The organism is Pantoea stewartii subsp. stewartii (assembly GCF_008801695.1).
In the GTDB taxonomy this organism is placed as follows: Bacteria; Pseudomonadota; Gammaproteobacteria; order Enterobacterales; family Enterobacteriaceae; genus Pantoea; species Pantoea stewartii.
On record NZ_VZPF01000077.1, the window covers coordinates 1 to 23,874 of the forward strand.

Annotated in this window: 20 protein-coding genes and 2 pseudogenes; 10 read left to right on the forward strand and 12 right to left on the reverse strand. The window is 55.1% G+C overall.

Annotated elements, in window-relative coordinates; genetic code table 11:
- The coding region (locus F7Q90_RS28145; RefSeq protein WP_346265401.1) for a GlsB/YeaQ/YmgE family stress response membrane protein at positions 1–200 on the forward strand (200 nt) is incomplete at its 5' end.
- A 76-nt stretch (positions 201–276) separates the two neighbouring features.
- Here F7Q90_RS28145 and treA read toward each other — a convergent pair.
- Positions 277–1,962 carry an alpha,alpha-trehalase TreA gene (gene treA / locus F7Q90_RS19665; protein WP_006119705.1) on the reverse strand — a complete coding sequence of 562 codons (1,686 nt, stop codon included), beginning with the start codon at positions 1,960–1,962 and terminating at the stop codon, positions 277–279.
- A gap of 216 nt (positions 1,963–2,178) precedes the next feature.
- Here treA and ghrA point away from each other — a divergent pair, with 216 nt between their 5' ends.
- The 4 genes and pseudogenes from ghrA to F7Q90_RS19685 all read left to right on the forward strand — a co-directional run bounded on the left by ghrA (position 2,179) and on the right by F7Q90_RS19685 (position 5,450).
- On the forward strand, positions 2,179–3,120 hold the full coding sequence (gene ghrA, locus F7Q90_RS19670; protein WP_006119704.1) for a glyoxylate/hydroxypyruvate reductase GhrA: 942 nt from the start codon (positions 2,179–2,181) through the stop codon (positions 3,118–3,120).
- 37 nt (positions 3,121–3,157) lie between these two features.
- Complete coding sequence (locus F7Q90_RS19675) at positions 3,158–3,895, forward strand: phosphatase (RefSeq protein WP_006119703.1); 738 nt, start codon at positions 3,158–3,160, stop codon at positions 3,893–3,895.
- 763 nt (positions 3,896–4,658) lie between these two features.
- Positions 4,659–4,853: pseudogene (locus tag F7Q90_RS19680) on the forward strand (histidinol-phosphatase); the annotation flags it as partial.
- Positions 4,854–4,880: 27 nt separating this feature from the next.
- Positions 4,881–5,450: a TorD/DmsD family molecular chaperone gene (locus F7Q90_RS19685; protein WP_006119701.1), complete on the forward strand. Its 570-nt coding sequence runs from the start codon at positions 4,881–4,883 to the stop codon at positions 5,448–5,450.
- A 1-nt stretch (position 5,451) separates the two neighbouring features.
- Here the strand turns inward: F7Q90_RS19685 and F7Q90_RS19690 are convergent, their stop codons facing one another.
- Positions 5,452–6,813 carry a CoA transferase gene (locus tag F7Q90_RS19690; RefSeq protein WP_006119700.1) on the reverse strand — a complete coding sequence of 454 codons (1,362 nt, stop codon included), beginning with the start codon at positions 6,811–6,813 and terminating at the stop codon, positions 5,452–5,454.
- Positions 6,814–6,860: 47 nt separating this feature from the next.
- Complete coding sequence (locus F7Q90_RS19695) at positions 6,861–7,745, reverse strand: DMT family transporter (RefSeq protein ID WP_006119699.1); 885 nt, start codon at positions 7,743–7,745, stop codon at positions 6,861–6,863.
- 176 nt (positions 7,746–7,921) lie between these two features.
- On the opposite strand from F7Q90_RS19695, the gene F7Q90_RS19700 reads away from it, so the two are divergent.
- Positions 7,922–8,644 carry a glutamine amidotransferase gene (locus tag F7Q90_RS19700; protein ID WP_006119698.1) on the forward strand — a complete coding sequence of 241 codons (723 nt, stop codon included), beginning with the start codon at positions 7,922–7,924 and terminating at the stop codon, positions 8,642–8,644.
- On the opposite strand, the gene F7Q90_RS19705 is transcribed toward F7Q90_RS19700, so the two are convergent.
- The gene (locus tag F7Q90_RS19705; protein WP_006119697.1) at positions 8,632–9,195 is read right to left on the reverse strand and encodes a class I SAM-dependent methyltransferase; all 564 of its coding nucleotides are present in this window, start codon (positions 9,193–9,195) and stop codon (positions 8,632–8,634) included. The genes F7Q90_RS19700 and F7Q90_RS19705 overlap by 13 nt on opposite strands.
- 234 nt (positions 9,196–9,429) lie before the next feature.
- Between F7Q90_RS19705 and exaC the strand changes: the two genes are divergently transcribed.
- The 3 genes and pseudogenes from exaC (at position 9,430) to F7Q90_RS19720 (ending at position 12,982) form a co-directional block, all read left to right on the forward strand.
- Complete coding sequence (gene exaC, locus F7Q90_RS19710) at positions 9,430–10,950, forward strand: acetaldehyde dehydrogenase ExaC (protein ID WP_006119696.1); 1,521 nt, start codon at positions 9,430–9,432, stop codon at positions 10,948–10,950.
- Positions 10,951–11,124: 174 nt separating this feature from the next.
- On the forward strand, positions 11,125–11,313 hold the full coding sequence (locus F7Q90_RS19715; RefSeq protein WP_006119695.1) for a hypothetical protein: 189 nt from the start codon (positions 11,125–11,127) through the stop codon (positions 11,311–11,313).
- Between the two features lie 465 nt (positions 11,314–11,778).
- Positions 11,779–12,982: pseudogene (locus tag F7Q90_RS19720) on the forward strand (cupin domain-containing protein).
- Between the two features lie 123 nt (positions 12,983–13,105).
- On the opposite strand, the gene F7Q90_RS19725 reads toward F7Q90_RS19720, so the two are convergent.
- From F7Q90_RS19725 to F7Q90_RS19750, 7 genes are all read right to left on the reverse strand, one after another.
- Entirely contained in the window at positions 13,106–13,717 is a 612-nt protein-coding gene (locus F7Q90_RS19725; protein ID WP_006119694.1) for an ASCH domain-containing protein, read from the reverse strand.
- A 51-nt stretch (positions 13,718–13,768) separates the two neighbouring features.
- Complete coding sequence (locus tag F7Q90_RS19730) at positions 13,769–14,719, reverse strand: alpha/beta hydrolase (protein ID WP_006119693.1); 951 nt, start codon at positions 14,717–14,719, stop codon at positions 13,769–13,771.
- Between the two features lie 127 nt (positions 14,720–14,846).
- Positions 14,847–16,319: a glycoside hydrolase family 1 protein gene (locus F7Q90_RS19735; RefSeq protein ID WP_006119692.1), complete on the reverse strand. Its 1,473-nt coding sequence runs from the start codon at positions 16,317–16,319 to the stop codon at positions 14,847–14,849.
- A 10-nt stretch (positions 16,320–16,329) separates the two neighbouring features.
- Positions 16,330–18,177 (reverse strand): beta-glucoside-specific PTS transporter subunit IIABC, encoded by a 1,848-nt coding sequence (locus F7Q90_RS19740; protein ID WP_006119691.1) that lies wholly within the window; start codon positions 18,175–18,177, stop codon positions 16,330–16,332.
- 123 nt (positions 18,178–18,300) lie between these two features.
- Entirely contained in the window at positions 18,301–19,128 is an 828-nt protein-coding gene (licT, locus tag F7Q90_RS19745; protein WP_044242135.1) for a BglG family transcription antiterminator LicT, read from the reverse strand.
- Positions 19,129–19,550: 422 nt separating this feature from the next.
- Positions 19,551–19,754 (reverse strand): methyl-accepting chemotaxis protein, encoded by a 204-nt coding sequence (locus tag F7Q90_RS27660; RefSeq protein ID WP_269466939.1) that lies wholly within the window; start codon positions 19,752–19,754, stop codon positions 19,551–19,553.
- A 9-nt stretch (positions 19,755–19,763) separates the two neighbouring features.
- Positions 19,764–20,717, reverse strand: coding sequence for a PAS domain-containing protein (locus F7Q90_RS19750; RefSeq protein WP_237166052.1), 954 nt, complete (start codon positions 20,715–20,717; stop codon positions 19,764–19,766).
- A gap of 391 nt (positions 20,718–21,108) precedes the next feature.
- Here F7Q90_RS19750 and F7Q90_RS19755 point away from each other — a divergent pair, with 391 nt between their 5' ends.
- A complete protein-coding gene (locus tag F7Q90_RS19755) occupies positions 21,109–21,684 on the forward strand; it encodes a histidine phosphatase family protein (RefSeq protein ID WP_006119690.1) in 576 nt (191 codons plus the stop codon).
- 152 nt (positions 21,685–21,836) lie between these two features.
- Here the strand turns inward: F7Q90_RS19755 and F7Q90_RS19760 are convergent, their stop codons facing one another.
- A complete protein-coding gene (locus F7Q90_RS19760; RefSeq protein ID WP_006119689.1) occupies positions 21,837–23,393 on the reverse strand; it encodes a methyl-accepting chemotaxis protein in 1,557 nt (518 codons plus the stop codon).
- Between the last annotated feature and the right edge of the window lie 481 nt (positions 23,394–23,874).

Below are 23,874 nucleotides of genomic sequence, written 5' to 3' on the forward strand. Positions count from 1 at the left end.
GCTCTGGCCATGGTTCGAGCGCTGAACAGAATGACAAAGGCAGGAATGCCAGAAAGTGTCCGTATTGCCTGAAACTCTGCCCTGCTACAGGGACACTCGCCCCGAATCTGATTTATTCAACAAAGCCCTTCGGTAGCTTTGTCGTCGCGGTCATCGGCGCGCTGGTTGTGCTGTTTATCTACCGCAAAGTACGCAGTTAACGTACGCAGATAACCAAAAAAGGCCCGCATCGCAGCGGGCCTTTTTTATGTTAACGCGATCTCTCGCCTGTTCGCTTTATTTCGCGCTGCTTTGCGCCTCGGGAATATCGTGGGCGCTGTTACAGGTTTTATCTTTCGGACAATATTTATCCAGCAATTTTAACGTGACCCCGTTCGTCCAGCCAAAACCGTCCTGAAGCGGATATTCACCACCACCGCCGCCGCCAAGATTGTAGCCTTCGACCACGTATTTTTCGACCAGCTTATGCTCTTTATCGTACGTCAGCTGAACGTTACGCAGGAAACGCAGACCCACCTGCTGCGCCAGTTGCGGCTTTTTATAGTGCTCCAGCCCTTCAACGGCCACCCACTGCAGCGGTGCCCAGCCGTTGGGAGCGTCCCATTGCTGGCCGTTGTTCACTGTGGTGGTCACCAGACCGCCCGGTTTCAGCAGCTGTTTTTCCACCGCGCTGGCGGTGCTGTCAGCCTGCTTGTCACTGGCAATCTGCATATAGAGCGGAAACAGCGTAGCAGCCGTTAGCTGCGGATGAATCTTACGCGTTTTCCAGTCGTAGTCGGCGTACCAGCCCTGTTTGCTGTCCCACAGATAGCGGTTAATTGCCGCCTGACGTTTTTCAGCCCGATCGGCAAAGGCTTTAGCCTGCGCATCCTGTTTATTCAGGCGATACGCCGTCGAGAGCGTTTTTTCCAGATGGAACATCAGGCTGTTGAGATCGACCGGGGCCAGTTGCGTGGTGCGGATGGTCGAAAGGTTATGCGCATCGGTAAACCAGCGCGAGCTGAAATCCCAGCCCGATGCCGCACCGGCGCGCAGATCACGATACATCTCTGCTTTGTTGCGCTGTGGCGCTTTGTTCGCCGTTGCAATGTCGTCCATCCATGATTCGGTACGCGGCACGTCGCGTGCGTCCCAGTAGCGGTTCAGCACTGTCCCGTCGGCCAGTTTGACCACCCGCTTGCTGGCATTACCTGCGGCGACGCTGTCGCTGTCTGCCATCCAGTAATCGTACTCTTTTTGTAACTGCGGCAAATAACGCACATAGACGTTATCGCCTTCATGCGTCGCCAGCAGATCCACCATCAGGCTAAAGAATGGCGGCTGCGAGCGACTCAGGTAATAAGTGCGGTTGCCGTTGGGAATGTGGCCATAGCGATCCAGCAGCGAGGCGAAGTTGTCCACCATATCCTGCACTTTATCCCAGTGGCCGCTTTCCGCCAGGCCGAGCATGGTAAAGTAGCTGTCCCAGTAGTAAACCTCACGGAAACGCCCGCCTGGCACCACATAGGGTTTGGGCAACGGCAGCAACGAGTCATATTTTCCTGTGTTACTTGTCGTCCGCGTTAACACCGGCCACAGGCCGTTAATATGGTCACGAAGGTTCTGGCCCGCAGGCGGCACATATTTGTCACTGTCGGTGGGCAGGGTGAAATTCGCGGCGACGAAGCGCTTTAAATCAAAACCGCGCTGATTCTTCTGCATCTGCCAGTCGGCCAGAGTGGAGGACGGATCATATTTAGGCACGGCATCTGCAAACGTCTTTTGGTCAGGGTAAAATTTTGCCTGTTGTACGGCGTTGAACAACGGTCCTAAACGGACATCGGGCGGCTGGGGTTGACTGGTCAGTAATCGGGAATCCTCGGCTGCCCAGGTGCTGAAAACGGTCGCACTTAACAACACGCCAAGCAAAACGGGCGCATGACGTTGAGACCGTTTAGTCGTTGTTACCTCAGTGTTTCTCATCGGTGTTTCTCCTTGTCCGAAATGTGATCATGTGTCACGCATTGACCACTCTCCAACTTTAGACCTTAACCGCAATTTTCACCCTTTCGTCCGGCGGAAATGTGAAGCCGCGTAACTTATTGATGATTATAGCCTGCGAAATTTTGTGCTTTTTTTTCAGGCTCCGCTTGCCCTCAGACCACTTTTCCCCGAGGCTGAGAAAAAAAGAGGATCACTATGGACATCATCTGGTTTCATCCATCGCAACCTGCTGACGACTGGATCAGCGGGTTACAGCAGCGCTTACCCCATGCACGTGTCCGTCACTGGACGACCGACGATACGTCCCCGGCAGATTATGCGCTGGTCCGTTCGCCGCCGCCGGCCATGCTGCGGGGCCGCAATGACCTGAAAGGGGTATTTGCGCTGGGGGCGGGCGTCGACGAAATTTTGCGTCAGCTGCAGCAAAACCCGGACATGCTGTCAGACAGTGTTCCCCTTTATCGTCTGGAAGACACAGGCATGGCGCAACAGATGCAGGAGTACGCGGTCTGTCGGGTGCTGGGCTGGTTTCGTCGCTTTGATGATTACCAACAGCAGCAGCAGTCGGCCCAGTGGCAACCGCTGCCGTCGTATTCGCGTGACCAGTTTCATATCGGGATTTTAGGCGCGGGCGTGCTGGGGCAACAGGTGGCGAAAAGCCTGACGGCCAGGGGATTCCCGGTGCGCGTCTGGAGCCGTTCAGCCAAGCAGATTGCCGGTGTGACCAGCTTCGCCGGGCGCGACGCGCTGGACGATTTCCTGCGTGACACTCAGGTACTGATCAATCTGCTGCCCAGCACCGCAGAAACGCGCAATCTGATTGATCAGAAACTGTTAGCCCGGTTGCCGCAGGGCGCGTTTTTCCTTAACCTCGCTCGTGGGGATCAGGTCGTGGAAGCCGATTTGCTCACCGCCCTGGATAGCGGGCAAATAAAGGGCGCCGCACTGGATGTTTTCCAGGTCGAGCCACTGCCTGCCGATCATCCGTTGTGGTTCCATCCGCGCGTCACAATTACTCCGCATAATGCGGCGGTCACCCTGAAAGAGGAAGCGATGGACTACATTGCCCGCGCGATTACTCAACTTGAAGCAGGTGAAAACCCACAGGGCTACGTCGATCGCCAACGTGGCTATTAACGATTCGGGCCGTAACCGGCCCCTACAGGAGCAGATAATGTATCCCGTCGATCTTCACATGCACACGGTTGCCAGCACCCACGCCTACAGCACGCTACATGATTATGTCGCGCAGGCTAAACTGAACGGCCTGAAACTGTTTGCCATCACCGATCACGGCCCGGATATGGCCGATGCACCGCACTACTGGCACTTTGTGAATATGCGCATCTGGCCCCGTATCATTGACGGCGTGGCGATCCTGCGCGGCATCGAGGCCAACATCAAAAACCAGCAGGGCGAAATCGACTGTTCCGGCCCGATGCTGGAATCGCTGGATCTGATTGTGGCGGGCTTCCACGAACCCGTCTATGCACCGCGCGACCTTACTCAGAATACCGAGGCGATGATTGCCGCCATGGCGGGAGGGTTAGTGCATATCATCAGCCATCCCGGTAACCCGAAATACCCCGTTGATATCCCGGCGATTACCGAAGCGGCCGCACACTACGATGTGGCGCTGGAGCTGAACAATTCCTCCTTTACCCATTCGCGTCCGGGCAGCGAACCGAACTGCCGGGCGATTGCCGAAGCCGTCGGCAAGGCGGGTGGACGCCTGGCCTTCGGCTCTGATTCCCATACGGCATTTACCCTGGGCAATTTTGAGCACTGTCTGCGTATCGCCAGAGAAGTGGATTTTCCGGAGGATCGCGTGTTAAATGTCACGCCGCGTCGCCTGCTCGATTTTCTGGCACTGCGCACGGGCAAGACGATCCCCGAGCTGGCGGACTTTTAGTTCGTCCTCATCAAGGAATGTTGGTTTAGGAATACACCAACATTCCGGTAAATCTTACCTGCTTACTTTGGCTTTTATGGGTTAGGCAATAAACCTGATGAGCAGGTTAAAGAACCTCTCCGCAATCAGTTAGCTTGTGCAAGTTTTCAGGCGGGAGGGGAATAGCAAAGTTGTTGCGTCTCTGACACTAGCAATCACGAAGAATGCTCAGATGTGTTACGTATACAACGCATCGTTGTATGATGGCAAGTTTCGCTGTCAGTATGGCCCTTATCAAAGAAGTCGCCTCAACCCTCCGTATAATGTAAAAACACTTCAGCACAACATATTAATTGATATGAATTCATAACCTGCTAAAGCCCTGTATGGGTTCAATGAGTGAATACTGGCAAACACGCTATAGGATAAATAATGAAATGTGTGAATTGGGCAGGAAAACTCTCTGTACATCTTATTGAAGGTACGATAACCGTGATCATGAGTTTTTGGCCCTCACTTCACTGTACCTTTTTGAAAGTCTGACGTTAAAACTGTGCGGCTTTGCAGGCTCAGTTCTGGCAGGCTTTATTGCTGCTTATTACCTTGGAAAAGCGAGAGGAGAGCATAAGGAGTGAAAAAAGAGAGGGCTTTTGCTGTTGAAGGCTGCTTTCAGACTTATCGTTGTATCAAGTTACCATTAACATTGCGCTGTAAGAAACGGCAGTGGCCAGCACTACGTTGTTAAACGCAATGCGATATCAATAAAGTATCCATTATGGCAGCGTGCCGGGCGATTGCCGAAGCCGTCGGCTCTGATTCCCATACAGCATTTATACTGGGCAATTTTGAGCACTGCCTGCGTATCGCCAGAGAAGTGGATTTTCCGGAGGATCGCGTGTTAAATGTCACGCCGCGTCGCCTGCTCGATTTTCTGGCACTGCGCACGGGCAAGACGATCCCCGACCTGGCGGACTTTTAATTTTTCTCCTTCAAGGAATTCTGACTCATGAATGAGTTTTCCATTCTGTGCCGCATTATCGGCTCGCTGTTTAACCGCCATCCGCAGGATCCCCTGCTGGCACCGCTGTTTACGCTGATTCGCGAAGGCAAACTGGCGGCGCAGTGGCCGCTGGAGCAGGATGCGCTGTTGAAACGGTTACAGCAGAGCAGCGATCCGCAGGCACTGACTGCCGACTATGAGGCGCTGTTTGTTGGCGAATCATGTAACGTTTCGCCCTTTGCCTCACACTGGCCGGAAGGAAAGCCGGAGTCCGAGATCCGCGCCTTTTTAACCTCGCGCGGTATGCCGCTGGGTGAAGCACCGACGGACCATTTTGGCGCGCTGTTGCTGGCGGCGTCATGGCTGGAAGATCAGTCTGCGGCAGACGAAAGCGCCGCTCAACTGGCGCTGTTTGATACGTTTCTGATGCCGTGGTGCGGCGCATTCCTGGGCAAAGTCGAGGCGCATGCCACTACCGCCTTTTACCGCACCCTGGCCGAGTTGAGCCGTGAAGCGATTCAGGCCATGTACGATGAGCTGGTGGAAAGCGCCAGCGAGCAGGGCGACGACGCCTGATTTACCACGTCGCCGGATGGCTGCCGGGTGGGCAGCCGGGCGTGGCACACTTCAGGGCGGTGCCGGGCAGCCATGCGGCGGAGTGCAGACGCACGCCGATTCCCCACGGTGTAAGTTCCAGGCTGGGCTGATTGTCGCTGTGCTGCGGGATGATCCCCGAATGGGCCATGTCGCTGGCGTAACGGTGCTGCTCCAGCAGCCAGGCGGTGCGCGCCAGCGACAGGCGCGTCTGACTCCCACTGCCTTCATGAAGGCGCTGACGCAGACCGGCCAGCACGGCCGCCGCTATCAGGTAACCCGTGGCATGATCCAGCGCCTGAACCGGCAGAGGCACCGGTGCATTATGTTGCTTCCAGCGCATGCCCTGTTCTGCAATACCGCAACCCATCTGCACCAGACTGTCGAAACCGCGCCGGTTGCGCCAGGGGCCCTGCCAGCCCCAGGCATTCAGGCCCACGTCCACCAGGCCGGGACACAGGCTTTGCAGCGATTCCGCATCAAATCCCAGCTTTTCCAGCGCATCGGCACGGTAACCGTGCACAAGCACATCGGCCTGTTTCAGCAACCAGATAAACTGTGCACGGTCAGCGGGCTGTTTCAGGTCCAGCACGGCGCGGCGCTTGCCGCAGGCGAGCTCCTCATCCGCGCCCGGCTCCTGCCAGCCGGGTGGATCGATACGCAACACATTTGCCCCCAGGCTGGCGAGAAAGCGCGTGGCCACCGGGCCCGCGATGATGCGCGTCAGATCCAGCACCCTGATGCCCAGTAACGGACGCGCGTCGGGCAACGCCCAGTCGACCGCAGGGCCTTCGGTCATGGTCTGCCGGGCAAACAACGGTTCATGTATGACGGCCAGTCCCTGCGGATGCTGTCGCCAGGCTTCAGCACTGCGCATTTCGGCAGCGCAACCGCCAGCGTCAATCACGGCCTGCTCCAGCTCGGTAGCCTGCCACTGCGCCACTTCCCGCGCCAGCGCATCCCGATCCGGATGCTGACCCAGCACGCTCTCCATCGCCAGGCGATGGTGGGGCGCATTGGTATGCAGACGGATCCAGCCGTTGCGGCAGGCGTAATCGCCCGCGAAGGCATCCCACAGTGCGGGTGCAGGGCGGTTAAGCGGCATAAAACTGTGCTGGAACCAGCGTGAGGCAAGGCGGACATTGATCTGTGCACGGACAGGACGATTGAGTAATTCAGCGATGCCCTGCGTCGCTAATCCCAGACTGGTGGCCGCCAGTTCACTGACGGCATAGGCGGAGGAAAAGGTCGCGTGATCAGTGAAAACGGGCAGCGCGTGTGGCGCAGGGTTGCCATGCAATCCTTGCCACATCTGCTGCCAGAGTGCGTTGGCCAGATGATTCATGCTACAGGCTCCTGAAGCGGACGATTCCTGAAGCATAGCATGTGCCTTTAACGACGTCGTAAGCGCGGAAACCGGGCGTGCATGCGCAGATTACGCAGGTTGATTACCGCAATGGTAGTGCCGAGGATCACCAGCGAGGCACCAATAATTTTGAAACTGTTCAGGCTGTCGCCCAGCACCACAATGCCCATGATCACTGCCAGCACCGGTGTCAGCAGGGAGTAGGGCATAATCAGGTTAACGTTGTATTTCTTCAGTAGTGAATACCACAAGGTATAGGCGACTACCGAAGAGGCAATCGCACTGTAGAGAATGGCAAACCAGCCGCGCCAGCCCGCATGTTGCAGGGCATAAAGCTGATGTGATTCGGACATATAGCTGGCCGCGCCGACAATGGGCAACGCCAGAAACGCGATCCAGCCCGTCATGGTCAGCGGCTTAATCGGGGGCGATTTTTTCACAATCAGATTGCTCACCGCCCAGCCCGTGGCGCTGCACAGCAGGATACAGAGCACCCACCAGGCGGGGATCGTCGGGCTGCCGGACAGCACCACTACACCGCTCAGCGAAATCATAATGCCGATAAGCTGGATAAGCCGCAGCTTCTCTTTCAGGAATACCATCGCCAGCAGCATCGCAATCGGCGTGCCCAGTTGCACCACAATCGCTCCTGTTCCGGCATCGGTGTAACGCATGCCGAGAAACAGCAGCGAGAAGTGCATAAAGCCAAACGTAAAGGCCAGCAGTAACAGCCAGGGAAACTGTTGACGGTTAATCCGGCAAAACGGCACCAGGACAATCGCCACGACGAAAAACCGCATCCAGGTCAGGAACAGGGGCGGTAAATCCACTAAGCCCCATTTCACCGCCACGTTATTAAAGGCCCAGATGGACACAACCATCAGAACCGTAAAGAAATGCCGCACTGCCACAATGTCATCCTTTGAAAAAACACGTTACCCGATAATCATGGCATGAACCCGCGCGGTTAAGACAATGATTAACGTTTTTTTTATTTAGTTAACTCTAAAAATTCATAAGACTTTTACAACAGTTGCTGTCGGACTGATTTTCCGAAACGTTAACGCCTGTGAGGATCCGATTCGGTATGACTTATGCACCGGCCTTGCCGCTTGCCCTGATTCAGTTAGATGTTCCTCCTGCCAGTGTGGTCGAAAAAATCGGTGAACAACCGGTCTGGTTTATTGATGCTCTGAATTTACAGCCTGAAGATTACCTTATCGTCCGTCCGCACCTGGGTGAGCCGTTGCCACAGTTTACTGAAATCTCCGGCGCGGTATTAAGCGGTTCGTGGGCAATGGTGACTGACCATGAGGAGTGGAGCGAACGCACCGCCGCCTGGGTTCGCGCGGTGATGGACGCGCAGTTGCCACTACTGGGCGTGTGCTACGGCCATCAGCTCATGGCGTATGCGCTGGGAGGTAAAGTCGCGGACAACCCTCATGGCTGGGAACGGGGATTACTGGCGCTGAACACGACGACCGCGGCGAAGCACGATCCCCTGCTTGCGACCCTGCCGGATCACTTCGAGGCCTGGCTTTCTCATCGTCAGTCGGTGGTGATACCGCCGCCGCAGTCGACGATTCTGGCACAGTCAGAAAAAGATCCCTGCCAGGTATTGCGCTATTCGCCGAATGCGCTGTCCATGCAGTTCCATCCCGAATTTGATCGCCAGATTATGGATGCCTGTCTGCCCGACGATGTAGACAGCGATGGCGCCGAACTGCAGGGGGCGGACTGGGCACGCAGCATTTTAACCCATTTCTGGCTGCAAACGCGCCCGGCGGTCGACAGCGCTCAGGGCGCATAGTGACGGGTGCAGCGGTAAACCCAGGCGGGCGGCACGTTTTTTAAAACCCGCTGACGTTCCCAGGTAAAGTAACGGGACAAATCGGGCTGGGTCAGGGATGTGTACTGAAACTGTACAAAGACGCCGTTGGGGCCCAGCGCGTGGAAAACCGCCTGTAAAATCGCCTCGCGCAGTTCCTGCGACAGCGACAGAAGCGGAAGGCCAGAAAAAATAGCGTCATAGCTGCCGTTCAGGTACTCCGCCGAACAGGTGCGTACCGTCATGCGTTCATCATCCAGCGCGTTAAGCTTTTGTGCCAGCGCGCTGCTGATTTCAAATACGTCCAGTGTGGCCTCAGGTGCCATCTTTGCCAGCAGGCGACGCGTCAGCACACCATCGCCTGCGCCTAACTCAGCGATCCGGAATTGATGACGCCAGTCGACCGCTTCCACCATGGTGCGACACAGCGCTTCGGAAGACGGGGTGATGCTGCCCATCTTGCGCGGATTGCGGATGAACTGGTGGACGAAATCTGCTTTTGCGCGCATTAACGTGAAAGCCGGAGCCAACATGCTGACCTACCTCCAGAGTGAACATATCCTCATATTGACCTCATTCGCGCCGAAAGTTTCCAGTTAACAGACGAAGCGGTAAAAAGTCGGAATTATCTGTAGTAGCTCTGGCGGGTATTTCCTTCGCCGCGGTCACAGTTTAGGGACAACAAACCTGTCAGGCTGGCGCTGATCGAATATGTTAACAACAAGTTTCATAGTTGTTTCACATCACACAGCGTAAGGAGATCCAGCATGCGTTATGCCGCTCCAGGAGAACAGGGTTCTCTCATCACTTTGCAGAAGCACTACGGCAATTTCATCAACGGCGAGTTCGTCGCCCCGGTAAACGGTAACTATTTTACCAATACGTCCCCCGTTAACGGCTCAGCCGCGGGCGAGTTTCCCCGATCGGACAAGGCCGATGTCGATAAGGCCGTGGCGGCGGCCGCCGCAGCCGCTGACGCATGGGGCAAAACCTCACCTCAGCAACGTGCGCTGGTACTGTTAAAAATTGCTGACCGCCTGGAAGAAAATCTGGAATACATGGCGGTCAATGAAACCTGGGATAACGGTAAGCCGGTGCGGGAAACGCTGGCTGCGGATATGCCGCTGGCGGTGGATCATTTCCGTTATTTCGCCGGTTGCGTCAGGGCGCAGGAGGGCAGCGCAGCTGAAATCGACGAGTTTACCGCCGCCTATCACTTCCACGAGCCACTGGGCGTGGTGGCGCAGATTATTCCGTGGAACTTCCCGCTGCTGATGGCGGCCTGGAAGCTGGCACCGGCACTGGGTGCGGGCAACTGCGTGGTGCTTAAACCGGCAGAACAAACGCCGCTGTCGATCACGCTGTTTGTTGAACTGATTCAAGATCTGCTGCCGCCCGGTGTGGTGAACGTGGTTCACGGCTACGGAAAAGAAGCCGGTGAGGCGCTGGCCTCGCATCCCGGTATTGCCAAGGTGGCCTTTACCGGATCGACGGCGACGGGCGGACACATTCTGGAGCTGGCGGCGAAAAGCCTGATCCCGTCCACCGTTGAGCTGGGCGGTAAATCACCTAACATCTTCTTCGAAGACATTATGCAGGCCGAAGAGAGCTTCATTGAAAAAGCGGCAGAGGGCGTAGTGCTGGGCTTCCTGAATCAGGGCGAAGTCTGTACCTGCCCGTCGCGCGCGCTGGTGCAGGAATCCATCTATGAGCCCTTTATGGCGGCGGTGCTTAAACGTATCAAAACCATCAGACGCGGCGATCCGCTGGATACGGAGACCATGGTCGGTGCTCAGGCGTCACAGCAGCAGTTCGACAAAATACTCTCGTATCTGGAGATTGCCCGTCAGGAAGGGGCCGAAATCCTCACCGGCGGCGGCGTTGAAAAGCTCGACGATGCACTTGCCAGCGGCTACTACATCCAGCCGACGCTGCTGAAAGGCAACAACAGCATGCGCGTCTTCCAGGAAGAGATCTTTGGACCGGTCGTCGGCATCACTACCTTTAAAGACGAGGCAGAAGCCATCGCCATCGCCAATGATTCCATCTATGGGCTGGGCGCGGGCGTCTGGACGCGGGATATCAACCGCGCCTATCGGGTGGGCCGTGCGATCAAAGCCGGTCGCGTCTGGACTAACTGTTACCATCTCTATCCTGCCCATGCCGCCTTTGGCGGGTACAAAAAATCGGGCATTGGTCGTGAAACCCACAAGATGATGCTTGATCACTATCAGCAGACTAAAAACCTGCTGGTGAGTTACAGCATTCAGCCACTTGGCTTCTTCTGACCTGGTGCGGCGTGCCCTGTGCACGCCGCATTTTCCTCTGATTGTTGTCATATAAGCGTAATCTGCTTGTGACAGGGTGATTAGCGGCTATTATCGATCCTTCGCAGTGATCATTTCGTGCCTGTGTTGACTGGATTACCTGCTTCACTATGGATAACTGAACAGAGACGATTTATGCAAAATGCTTACGACTATCTGAACCTGATGGATGAGGTGCTCGACGGACCGGAAGAGAGCATCATCATCGTTAATCTGCCTGAACGGCACAGCGCTTACCCGTCTTGTGCGCAACAACCTGATGCGCCTTTCTCCGCACGCGCACCCCAACAGGCCGCCAGACCGCGTCGGGACGGCATGTTTTGACAGGACGTTCATGTCGGGTCACGCAGGTTATGTCGGCCAGACGCCGCACTGCTCCGACTTATCTGCGCCCTGGTCAGGCGGTCAGGACACCACCGTCATGCTGGCCGGATAACCTGATCGCCCGTTATGCAGTCAATTCACCTTATGCCTGCTCAGTCACCCGCCTGCGCCGGTGCACTCACTGCTCTGCACCTGTAACAAAGTGTGATCAAAAACGATACAAAGATCGGACGCGAAAATTATCTTTTCATGCCAGTTCTGGGGCAGTATCAATAAGAAAACTTAACCATTCCTAAACCAGCGGCAAAAAGTTCGCACGCGTTGATAACTTCTGCGCCATACCTGTCTTGTGGTTGTCATCAAAATTTACATATCACATAAATAAAATTTAAATTTCCCCGCTATACATTCCTTAGGACAGTGCATGTCGGCGACTTTATCAGCAAGGAACGAGGTAGTGTATTTATGAGTAAATTAACCCGAAGAAGTTTTATGGCTTTTGCGACGGGCGGCACCGTCGCGCTGGCGGCCGGACAGGTGCACGCGCATGACAGCATCCAGTCTTTTTCCGGCGGGGGCCGCGATCCTGGCCCGCACGATCCGCGAAGCCGAAAACCCGGATATCGTGAATCCACCGGCGACGGACAGCGGCACGTTACCAAATCTGCGCTTTTCCTTCAGTGACGCGCACGTACGTAAAAGCAGCGGTGGATGGACCCGCCAGGTCACTCAACGTGAGCTCGGCGTCTCCACCACGATTGCGGGCGTGGATATGCGCCTCAATGCAGGGGGCATTCGTGAGCTGCACTGGCATAAAGAGGGCGAATGGGCCTACATGACCTATGGCAACGCCCGCGTCACGGCGTTTGATACCGACGGCACCTGGTTCGTGGACGATATTGGCGTGGGTGATTTGTGGTATTTCCCTCCGGGCATTCCGCACTCTATTCAGGGACTGGGGCTGGACGGCTGTGAGTTCCTGCTGGCCTTTGATAACGGTGGATTCGATGAAGACAGCACTTTCCTGCTGTCTGACTGGTTTAAACATATTCCGCCCGAGATCCTGGCGAAAAACTTCAAGGTCCCTGTCGCAACCTTTGCGAAACTACCGTCACCGCAGGACGAATATATCTTTGCCGCACCGGTGCCCGGCAGCCTGTCATCGGTGCAGGTACAAGGGGCAACCAAAGCCAAACGCACCTTTACTCACCGTATGCTGGCGCAGGACCCGATCAAAGCGCCAGGCGGCACGGTCCGCATCACCGACTCTTCCACCTTTAAGGTCTCCAAAACCATTGCGGCGGCACTGGTCGAGATCGAACCTGGTGGCTTGCGTGAGCTGCACTGGCATCCAAACAACGATGAGTGGCAATATTATCTGGAAGGCGAAGGGCGCATGGGCGTGTTTGGTTCATCCGGCCAGGCCAGAACCTTTGATTACCGGGCCGGAGATGTCGGCTATGTGCCGTTCGCCATGGGGCACTATGTGGAAAACACCGGCAAGGGGCCGCTGCGGTTCCTGGAGCTGTTCAAAAGCGATTATTACGCTGACATTTCACTGAATCAATGGCTGGCCGGTACGCCGCGCGACCTGGTGAAACAACATCTGCAATTGGACGATGCGTTTATGGATGCGCTGTCGTTGCAGAAAAACCCGGTAGTGAAATAGCCAGGCGGGCGCATCCGTCTTCAGGATGCGCCGGTATCCGCACTAAAAATCCGGTTCTGCTGCGGGGCTGGCCTGATGAAAAATCATCTGCCAGCCTTGCGTTGCGTGGTACACCCAATGGGACTACCGCCATGCGGCATGGCGGCCATCGGGTCTTGCGGTACGGTAAAGCAACAGGGCGTGATGTGTTTCTGTCTGTATCAGCTGAAAATCGCGGCTGACGATTGCCGGCGCATGCGCTTCAGCTTGTAAGGCCGCAATCGTCTGCGCGCGATTCACCCGCACGCCCGAGCGGGTAATTTCCTGAAATTCAGGATGCAGTCGCTGCGCCAGCCAGGCTGCATCGTAACGTTTTTCCTGATGCAGACTGCATTCCAGCGCCGTCAACGCGGCAAGCAGTGTCTGATAGCGTCCTGTCTCCGTCTCACAGGGGGCGGAGTGATGTATCACTGCCACCTGAGAATCGAGCTGAATCGCGGGATAGTGCTCCTGCATGCCTGCCAGCAGTTCCGCATCGGGCCATTCCTCATCTTTGCCCAGATGCTGCGCGACGGATGACAGAGGCATCATGACAACCCGTTCAACAGTCACAATGACGCTGTCAGCAGGATCTTCGTGGTTGATATAACGCAGTGGACCGGGCGTAATGGCCTGTTCCTGCCAGCGTATCGTATGGCGTTTGTTGCCCGCCCGCACCGCTGTCATCAGGCGAGGCACAATGTGCAGCATTTGCATCACTTCACTCCGTGAGCCCTGGATGGACGTTAACCCTGGCCTGGCTGAGTATCAGGGCGCAAAGCGCGACAGCCAGATTTGGCGCAGTTCCCGGGCCTGCAACGATACTGCCGCCGTCTCACTGCCGTGGAAACCATGAAACGCACCCGGCCAGACGTGCAACTCCACGGCAGCCCCGGCGCGGATTAACCGCTGTGCATAGTCGAGGTTCTCATCCAGAAACAGGTCCAGCGTGCCCACGCCAATCCAGGCAGGGGGAAGCCCGCGCAGGTCTGTGGCGCGAGCGGGGGCCGCATAAGGCGAAACGGCTTCGCCACCGGGCGCTTCGCCCAGCAGCGCTGACCAGCCGATGCGGTTGTATTCCCGCGTCCAGACAAACTCGCCGGTCACGGGATTGGGGTGGGTTTCGGTGACCGTGCGGTCATCCAGCATCGGGAACATCAGATTCTGAAAGGCCAGCGTGGGGCCATTCCGATCGCGGGTGAACAGCGCCAGTGAGGCCGCCAGCCCGGCACCGGCGCTGTCGCCCATAACACCGATACGTGCCGGATCAATGCCCAGCATCGCGGCTTCATTCACCATCCAGTTCAGCACCTGATAGCTGTCTTCCAGCGATCCCGGAAATACGGTTTCCGGTGACAGCCGATAGTCCACCGAGACCACCACACAGTTATGTCGCCGTGCCGTCGCGCTGGTCAGCGACAGAGACTGCTCCGGGCTGCCAAACAGATGACCGCCGCCATGAAGATGTAATATGCCCATGCGTTTACCGGCGGTCGCAACGGGCGTGATCACACAGACTCTGACCGACGGATGGCCGGGAAACGCGATCAGGTGTTCATCAATGTTCAGCCCCTGGTCGCGGTACGACTGGACCTGCTTAAGCGCAGCATCCTGGCGCTGCTGGCGTAGCGTAATGATTGCGTCAGGCGTGAGTTCCAGCGGCGCGCTGTTAGCGAGCAGGGGACGTAGCTCGGGATCGACGAGATGCAGCGTGTTCAACTTAACCCTCTCTTCAGGTTGATGTGACAGCAACGTGTTTCTGCCAGATATGCATGGCAGCGGCTGAGATCAAAATGACCTGCTGACAGCGACTGCCAGCAGGTCACAGCAATGGCGTTCAACCGGCTTAATGACCCGTGTCTTCGCCATTAGAGGCTATCAGTTTTTTATACCAGTGATAGCTCTTTTTTAAGGTACGTTTCTGCGTGCCATTGCCCATATCGTCCTGATCCACGTAGATAAACCCATAACGTTTAGACATCTGCGCCGTACCTGCGCTCACCACGTCAATCGGTCCCCACCAGGTGTAGCCAAACAGGGGAACGCCATCCGCAATGGCCTCTTTCATTTGCGCGACGTGCTGGCTCAGGTAGTCAATGCGGTAATCGTCATCAATACTGCCATCGGGCTTGACGGTATCCACTGCGCCCAGGCCGTTTTCGGCAATAAAGAGCGGCTTTTGATAGCGATCATACAGCTGATTCAGTGCCAGGCGCAGGCCTTTGGGATCGATTTGCCAACCCCATTCACTGGTTTCCAGGTGTGGATTTCTGATGCCGCCGGTGATCAGATTGCCCTGCGCGCCGGTGAGTTTTTCAGGATGGGCGCTGACCGTGCTGGACATGTAATAGCTAAAGGAAACAAAGTCCACCGGATGTTGCCGCAGGATTTCATCGTCGCCCACGGCTTTAATCAGCTGTACGCCTTTTTCCGCCAGCATTCTTTCTGCATAAGCCGGATAGTAGCCGCGTGCCTGCACATCGCTAAAAAACAACGACACGCGCTGCATCTCTTCGCACGCCTGCACATCATCCGGATGGCAGGTGTGCGGATACAGGATTTGATAGCTGATCATACAGCCCACCTGCGCACCGGGAATAATGGCGTGGCAAGCCTTTGTCGCCAGCGCGCTGGCGACAAACTGATGATGGGCACCCTGGTATTTATCCTGTTCAATATGCGGGTGACCTTCTTCAATTACGCCAATGCTCACGTAAGGGTGATGCTTAACACAGTTGATCTCGTTGAACGTCATCCAGTATTTCACTTTCTTTCGATAGCGCATGAAAACTGTGGTGGCAAAACGCACATAGAAATCTACCAACTGGCGATTGGGCCAGCCGCCGTAATCCGTCACCAGCGCAAGCGGCATTTCGTAATGTGACAATGACACAATCGGTTCGATCCCGTGAGCGAGCAGAGCATCCAGCACTGCATCATAAAACTGCAGGCCCGCCTCGTTGGGTTCTGCTTCATCGCCGCGTGGAAAGATGCGCGTCCAAGCAATCGACATCCTGAAGCACCTGAATCCCATCCCGGCGAACAGCGCGATATCCTCTTTAAAGTGGGTGTAAAACCCGTTGCCTTTACGTTTGGGATAATATTTTTTGCTCTCCGGATTCTGTGCTTCCGCTACCTGCGCATGGGTCATGCTTAACCACTGATCCAGCCACTGGTCTTGCGGTGTGGATGCGTCAAAGGTGTACACATCCGATACGGACAGCCCTTTACCGCCGACATGCCAGGCGCCCTCAAGCTGATTCGCGGCCGTGGCACCGCCCCACAGAAAATCTTCGGGAAAAGAGGGTGAATACGTCATGCTTTGCTCCTTAAACCGCCGCAGCGGTGAATGTCAGAAAAGCGTCACGGCAGGCGATATGTCCCCCGGCTTTTACCGGGCGAACCTCGCCATAGCGTTCGCAGTTGGTCACGATTACAATCACGCTCCGATCGATGCCTTCGGCCTCAAGCGCGTTCAGATCGAATGTGATCAGTAGATCGCCGGTGCGGATAAACTGGCCCGGCTGAATATGGCTGGTGAAATGGCGGCCGCCGAGTTTCACGGTATCGATGCCAATGTGGATCAGGATTTCCGCGCCAGTGTCACTTTTCAGCCCCAGCGCGTGGTGGGTTTCAAAGAGCGACTCGACGCGGCCATCAATGGGGGAGCGCAACTTGCCGCCGGTCGGATAAATCGCCAGCCCTTTGCCAAAAATTTCATCGGCAAAAACCGGATCGGCTAAGGCGCTTAACGGAGTGATCTCACCGCTGACCGGCGCAAAAAGCCTTACGTGGTCCTGCGTATGATGACAGTGTGAGGAGGCTGTATTGTCCACGTTCTTCCGGGGCGCTTCCTCAAAACCCAGTATGACGGTCAGCAGGGCCGCACTGGAAAAGGCAATGACCAGACTCAGCAGTGCTGATAAGAAGGTGGGACCAACCAGGGCGGGAATGCCGGGCAGGCCGCTGAGTGCAAACGCATAGGTTTTTACGCCCATCGCCATCGCAAACGCGCCACCACAGGCACCGCCAAGCAGAGCGGCGGCAAAGGGACGTTTGTAGCGAATGTTGATGCCGTACATCGCAGGCTCGGTGATGCCCATGGCAGCACTGAAGCTGGTGGTAAGCGCCAGCGATTTAAGCTTTTTATCCCGGGCCCGCAGAAAGACGCCAAACGCCGCACCGGCCTGACCAAGGTTGGTCACATAGAAAAGAATTTTAAACGGGTCGAATCCCAGATGACTGATGTTATGGATCATGACCGGCACCAGCACATAGTGCATGCCGGTAATAATAATCAGCGACAACGTCCCGCCGACCACCACGCCCGCGATAATGCCCATGTTTTCGACCAGCCAGATAATGCCCCCGGTCAGCGCGTTACCGGCAAAAATCCCTAATGGCCCGATAGCGATCAGCGTCACCGGCGTGACGATAAGCAGGCTTAAAAGCGGAACAAACATGGTTTTGAGAGCGGCAGGGATAACGCGGTCAATCAGGCGCTCCACGTAACTCAACAGCCAGATTGATAGCAGGACCGGAATGACTGTCGAAGCATAGTTCACCGTGCGAACGGGTAAACCCAGAAAACGTATCGGCTCACCTGCGGTAAAGAGGGTTTGCAGGGCAGGGTGAAAGAGTGATGCCGCCAGCGCAACAGCGACATAAGGATTGGCACCAAAGCGTTTTGCCGCACTGAACGCCAGCGCCAGCGGCAAAAAATAGAACACGCCATCACTGATCGCCAGCAGGATCTGGTAGCTCTGGTTTTGTGTCTCCAGCCAGTGAAACGCCACCATTAGCGCCAGAATGCCCTTGAGAATCCCTGCACCCGCTATGGCCGGAATAATCGGTGAGAAGATGCCGGACAACCCTTCAAGCACTGCGGAAACAGGGTTACAGCGCGAAGCAGGGCGGACAGAAGCTTCCTGAAGCGGAAGCTGACTGAGCAGCGCATCGCACAGTGGTTTGACATCATTACCGATGATGAGTTGAAACTGGTCGCCAGAAATATTAACCCCGATCACGCCATCCAGTGCTTCAAGCGCGTGACGGTCGGCTTTACTGTTATCTCTTAGTAAAAAACGCAGGCGGGTAATGCAGTGAAATAAAGACTGTACGTTATCTTTTCCGCCTATCAGGGGAATAATTTGCTGTGCGGTGTCCTGATAATTCATAAATCCCTCCAGACTGAAGTCGATATGACGTCATCCACAATGACCGGCATAAACCGGGTGGCATATTTTCTGGGGTTTGCCTGATTAAACAGTCACAAGCCGGTAAAGCAATTCAGTAATGCATTATGGGGTGTCAACATCATGCGCACTGCGCTGCACGATGTTTTCAATGTGTACCGTTAGATAGAGTTTTTCTGAGTGACTCATACTGTGGTGATAATGTTTTTTTACGAAGGTGCTGATGGCTTCTACGCACTCAAACGTTCGGGCATATCGCTGTTGTGCCAGCGTGAATAATTCCTCGTCGTCGTTATTTAATACTTCGCCATCAATGACCCGCTGCGCAAAGAATTTTAAATGGGTAATGAAGCGCTGGTAATTCAGACTGTGTTCATCGCGGGTCAGCGTAAAAAAGTATTTTACGATTTGTTGTAACTGACAGAGGAGTTGGGTGATTTTAGTGGTTTTGCCTAAGTTATCATTGAGCCCGGCATTCACGATATGCAGCGCAATACTGCAGGCTTCGCTGTCTGGTAGCACGGTGCCGGTGCGGGCCACTACCATGCCCAGTGCCTGGCGGCCAATCGCATATTCTGCGGTGTAAAAATGACGGACTTCCCATTCCAGTGGGTTGGCGAGCTGCGCGTTATTTTTATGCCGCTCCAGCGCAAAGTAGAGGTGATCGGCCAGCGTAACATACAGCCCTTCGCTTAGTTTATGCTTCAGCGTTTCATGCGCCAGGCTGACGATATCAGCGGTCAACTGGAGAATATCGATGGGAATTTCACTGACCAGATCTTTAAAGCGTGCAGAGATGCCTGAATCTTGCAGCCGAAATATCTTTTCTGCTTCGTGCAGATGAATACGGGCCCCGTTGCGTGTATTAAATCCCAGCCCCCGACCGGTTAAAATCACTTCAAGGCCGTTATCATCTACGGGGCTTTGTTGAATAAATGGATTTTATGCTGTGGTACTATGAAAACGGTTGTTTCAGATAACATAAAATCAATGCATTACATGCTTGCGTATGACGGTGTTCTGTCTGGCATCAGCGTTTTCTACCAAAACAGTGCAGACAAAACAGAATGATTACCTATTATTCAACAAAGCCCATCTACGGCACTGACCACATTATTATTCAGTATTTGTCTGACCAGCATCGCTCACTCCTGAAACACAATCGGGCAAAACATAAATACAGCGTTGAAGGGATTATCCCTCAGCCTGCATTCAGGTTTTGCCCGATAATAAAAGGGTATGATGCGCAATTCAGTCCGAGCCCGGCAAAATGGGATGTTGTGTTGAGTAGTGGGCACACTCCCCGGAAGCCAACCAGAAAGTGTGCGATGAAACTGAAGGGTGCAGTGGTGATTTTAAAGGCGCGAAGAGGCATCCAGCCGGATTTGCAGACGGCTTATGTTTTCGGTTATTTCCGCGGTTCTGTCGGCCAGTTCGCGGATTTCGCTGGCAATAACAGAAAACCCTCGTCCCTGCACGCCGGCTCTGGCGGCCTCAATGCTGGCATTTAGTGAGATGAGTTTGATCTGAGCGGCAATATTAGCATTTTCAGAGACCAAATCAGCGATCTAACTGACAGAGGCTGATGCCTCATCTCTTCGCTGGCGTTCATGCTCAGCCTGAACCTCCTGGTCTTTCAGCGTCTGTATATCGATCAGCGCCCCGACCGCCCGCAAAGGTATACCCTCTTTGTCCCGTCGGGTCTGCCCACGTGCACGGAACCACCGGTAATTGCCGTTTTTGAGTTTAACGCGGTATTCAACGTCATAACCTGTTGCGCCCGAATGGTCGTTAAGGTGTTTGATAAAGGCATCCAGCGTGTGCTGACTGTCGTCGGGATGGAGACGGGAAGCCCAGCTGTCAATCACATCAGGAAACTCTTCAACGGTTTCGAATCCAAGCAGTTTTCTGAACTGTGGGGACCACCAGAAAACGTTATTCGGATGTAAAGGGTCACCATTGATGATCTGCAGGTCCCAGAGCCCGTCATTCAGCATTTCACGCGACAGGTTGAAGCGGGTCATGACAATGTCATATTCGCTTTCGTGCGCCACGTCCTCACTGATGTTCAGCAACGTACCTGTCAGCCTCTGGTTATGGCCGTCAGCGCCGCGCTCACGTTTAACGGCTACCTGAAACCATTCGTAGCTGCCGCCTGCCGTCATAAAACGGCATTTATGGGTCACACCGGAAGCGGCAGAGGGCTGAACGGTTCGTAAAAGCTGTCTGAAATGACTTTTGTCTTCATCATGAACAAGCGAGCAAAGCGCCGAGAGAGTCAGGATATTGTTGCCCCCTTGCGGCAAATTAAACGGCGCGGCAGATGAAATCCAGAGCGGAGTGCTGTCGGTGATGTCTTTCCCCTCACAGACCCACAAGAATTCTGGCAGCAGAGTCAAAAAACTGTCCAGACGATCTGATAACGTCCCGCATGGCGGCACTTCTTCGACGGGCACCTCCTGGCGTGGCGGTAAAATGACTTCTGGCGCGGGCGGGGATTTCCTGAATAATTTGCCTAACATAACTGCTCCCTGAGATTAAAATTAATTACAGACAGGTTATCGGCCATGTTGCAGGATGCATAAGTCAGCTAAATGATGAAATTTTCTACTGTTTAGCCGGGCAGCTTTGTCTGCAGATCATGTATGCTAACGCCCGAATGAGGGTTTTTTTCGCGGGCCGGTCTCTTACAACGCAGAGAAGGGAAACGGGGCAGGCCTTATAATTACAGACCGCCGCCAAAAAATATTCGCGCCTGGCAGACGCAATACAGCCGATAAATCTGACCACATCAACCGCGATATTTCGCCAGTCTTTTGCTTTTGCCGTCTTACCCATCATTTACCCCTGGTTATTACAGGCCCACGTGAAGTAGGTTATCCACTCCGCCATCATCGCCAACAGGAGACCCGGATGAAAAACGTTTTCGCGCTGTTGTTTGGTCTTGCAACACTTATCCCGTTGAAGGCTTCGGCTGACAGTACATTTGTGTTTTTCCGTCATGGCGAAAAGCCCGACAACGCCAGCGGGCAACTGACCTGCAAAGGGCTGAATCGCGCCCTGAAACTGCCGAGGGTATTGCTCAGCCGCTACGGCAATCCCGATGCGCTTTATGCCTCGGCACCAAAAGAGGATAAAACCGGCAGTTCACTGCGCCCGCTTTCAACCCTTATTCCTCTGGCGGTACAGGTTTCTCAACCCGTCATACTGCGTTTTCACGCCGACAAGCCCAATAAGCTGGTCGCGGATCTGCTGGCAGAAAAAGCGGTGCCTCTGACGTTTATCTCATGGGAACACAAAAATCTGGTGACCGCTGCGCGCAGGCTGGTTGAAAAAACGGGTGGGGATGCCGGGCAGGTGCCGGACTGGTCAGCAACCGATTTCGATTCTGTCTATGTGGTGAAAATTGACGACAATCAGCATTTTAAATCCTTTAAACAGGATGCCGAGGGACTGAATGGCGTTTCATCTGACTGTCCTGACCGGTAGAAATGAATGCGCAGGTGGTTTGACATGAAAGCCTGTAACGAAGCCGCTAAAAGACAGCGATGCCTGATGGCTGAGAAACGGGAAAGGGGAGAGCTGAGAGCGGCGCGTTGAGCATGAAAGAGGCCAGCATCTGCATCTGGCCTCTGTCGGGGTCAGACCCTGAACGTTTCCACAATCGCCTGGAGCGCATGCGCCTGATCAGACAGACCGTGAGACGCGGTGGAAGATTCCTCAACCAGGGCCGCGTTATTTTGCGTGACGCCATCCATCTGACTGACGGCGATGCTGACCTGCGAAATACCCTGCATCTGCTCAGTCGATGCCAGTGAAATCTCATCCATGGCGGACGCCAGTGAGCCGACCATACCGACAATCTTCAGAATACTTTCCCCCGTTCCCTGTGCGACGCCCACGCCGCTTTCCACCTGCGTAACCGCCTGCTCAATGAGCTGCTTGATGTCACGGGCTGCCGTCGCACTGCGCTGCGCCAGTGTTCTGACCTCCCCCGCAACGACCGCAAAACCTCGGCCATCTTCACCGGCGCGCGCGGCTTCTACGGCGGCATTGAGCGCCAGAATATTAGTCTGGAAGGCGATGCTTTCAATCACGGCGATGATGTCGCGAACTTTAAGCGCACTGGCCGAAATCGTGTGCATGGTATCCGACATTTTCTGCACGTCAGTTTCCCCCTTACGTGCCAGCAATGCGGTCTCACGGGCAGACTCGGCGGTCTTCTGCGCACTGGCGGCATTGTTTTTCACCGTTGTCGTCAGCTCCTCCATACTGGCGGCCGTTTCCTGTAACGCGGCGGCCTGCTGTTCGGTTCGGGAAGACAGCTCGGTGTTGCCTCGTGAGATTTCATCGGCCGCCAGCGAGACGGAAGCGGATGAGGCTTTAATCTGCGATACCAGGTCACGCAGGTTGTCCTGCATGCCTGCCAGTGAGGCCATCAGGCTGAAAGCATCATCGCGGCGAAGTTTAACCGGCGTACTCAGATCGCCGGCGGCAATGGCGGCGGCCAGCGCCTGTGCCTGGGCGGGTTCTGCGCCCAACTGTTTCTTGATACGGCGCGTAATCAGCCAGCTCATGACAAAGCCCAGAGCGATAAACACCACGGTGAGTACGCTCAGCGACAGGAACACGCCTGCGAGCCCCGTTTCGGTCTTCACTGCCGTACCGCCGGTTACACGATCCTGATAAGCCACCATATCGCTGACGGCTGAGCGGTAGTTCGCCAGGTCCGTCAGTAGCGCGTTGTCGATATGTTCACGGACGGCATTGCCGTCCTGTTGCAGGACTCGCGTCGCACTGGCCTTGAAAGGCGGCGATGACGTTTCGATTTTTTTCAAAAAGTCAGAGGCTTCATCCACCTCGCTGAGGTTAATACCCGGAATGGTACGCGCTCCGTTAATCAGCGTGCGGAAGTGGGCGGTGGTGTCATCACTGTTTTGTTGTAATGCCGCAAACTTTGCAGCGATATCCTGTATGGATGCGTGCCTGTCATCCGAGGATGCCGCCAGAAGCAGCGTAGTTTGCTGTGCAACGTTGTCCTTAATGGTCTGTAAGGTGCGTAAATCATTCAGTCGGGCCACCGTCAGCTTCTGCTGATCTCTGACCGTACTGAGCTTGATACCGGCAAAAAGGGTAATACACACGCCGAGCATGATGACGGTCAGGAAAGCCGCGTTGAGCATCATGTTGAGTGACATTTTTCCTGGTCTGAAGATAAGGTTCTCCATAAGAATTGTTTCCGCTAATGCTGCAAAAAGGTTATCGGCAGGCCCGTCCAGACAAGGAATAATTTACTTAGTCAGTCTCTGTCTTTACATAACCTCCCGCGTGCCGGCTTGTTCAGGATGAAGCAAGGCAGCGGTAGCACCGCGTTTTGCTGCCGGGACAAGGCAGTCTGCCGTGACGGTGTCCCTCGTCTTCCCGGGGCGTTTGTCAGTGACGCGCCACGCAGGACGAAAAAATTTCGCCCCAGCCCGATCATCACGGTCAATGCGCCGCCTGGCTGCGGCTCTTCAGTAGCCTGTCAGCAAGGCAGGGCAGGGGCTTAGCGGCTGAGGGATCCCCACAAATTGACGCTAATAAACCAGCACCATTTTGTGGTAAACCCTTGTTAAATTGTTAAGAACGTCCTTCAGGGATATTCGCCTGAGCATTAGCGGAGAATGCCGTAAAATATTC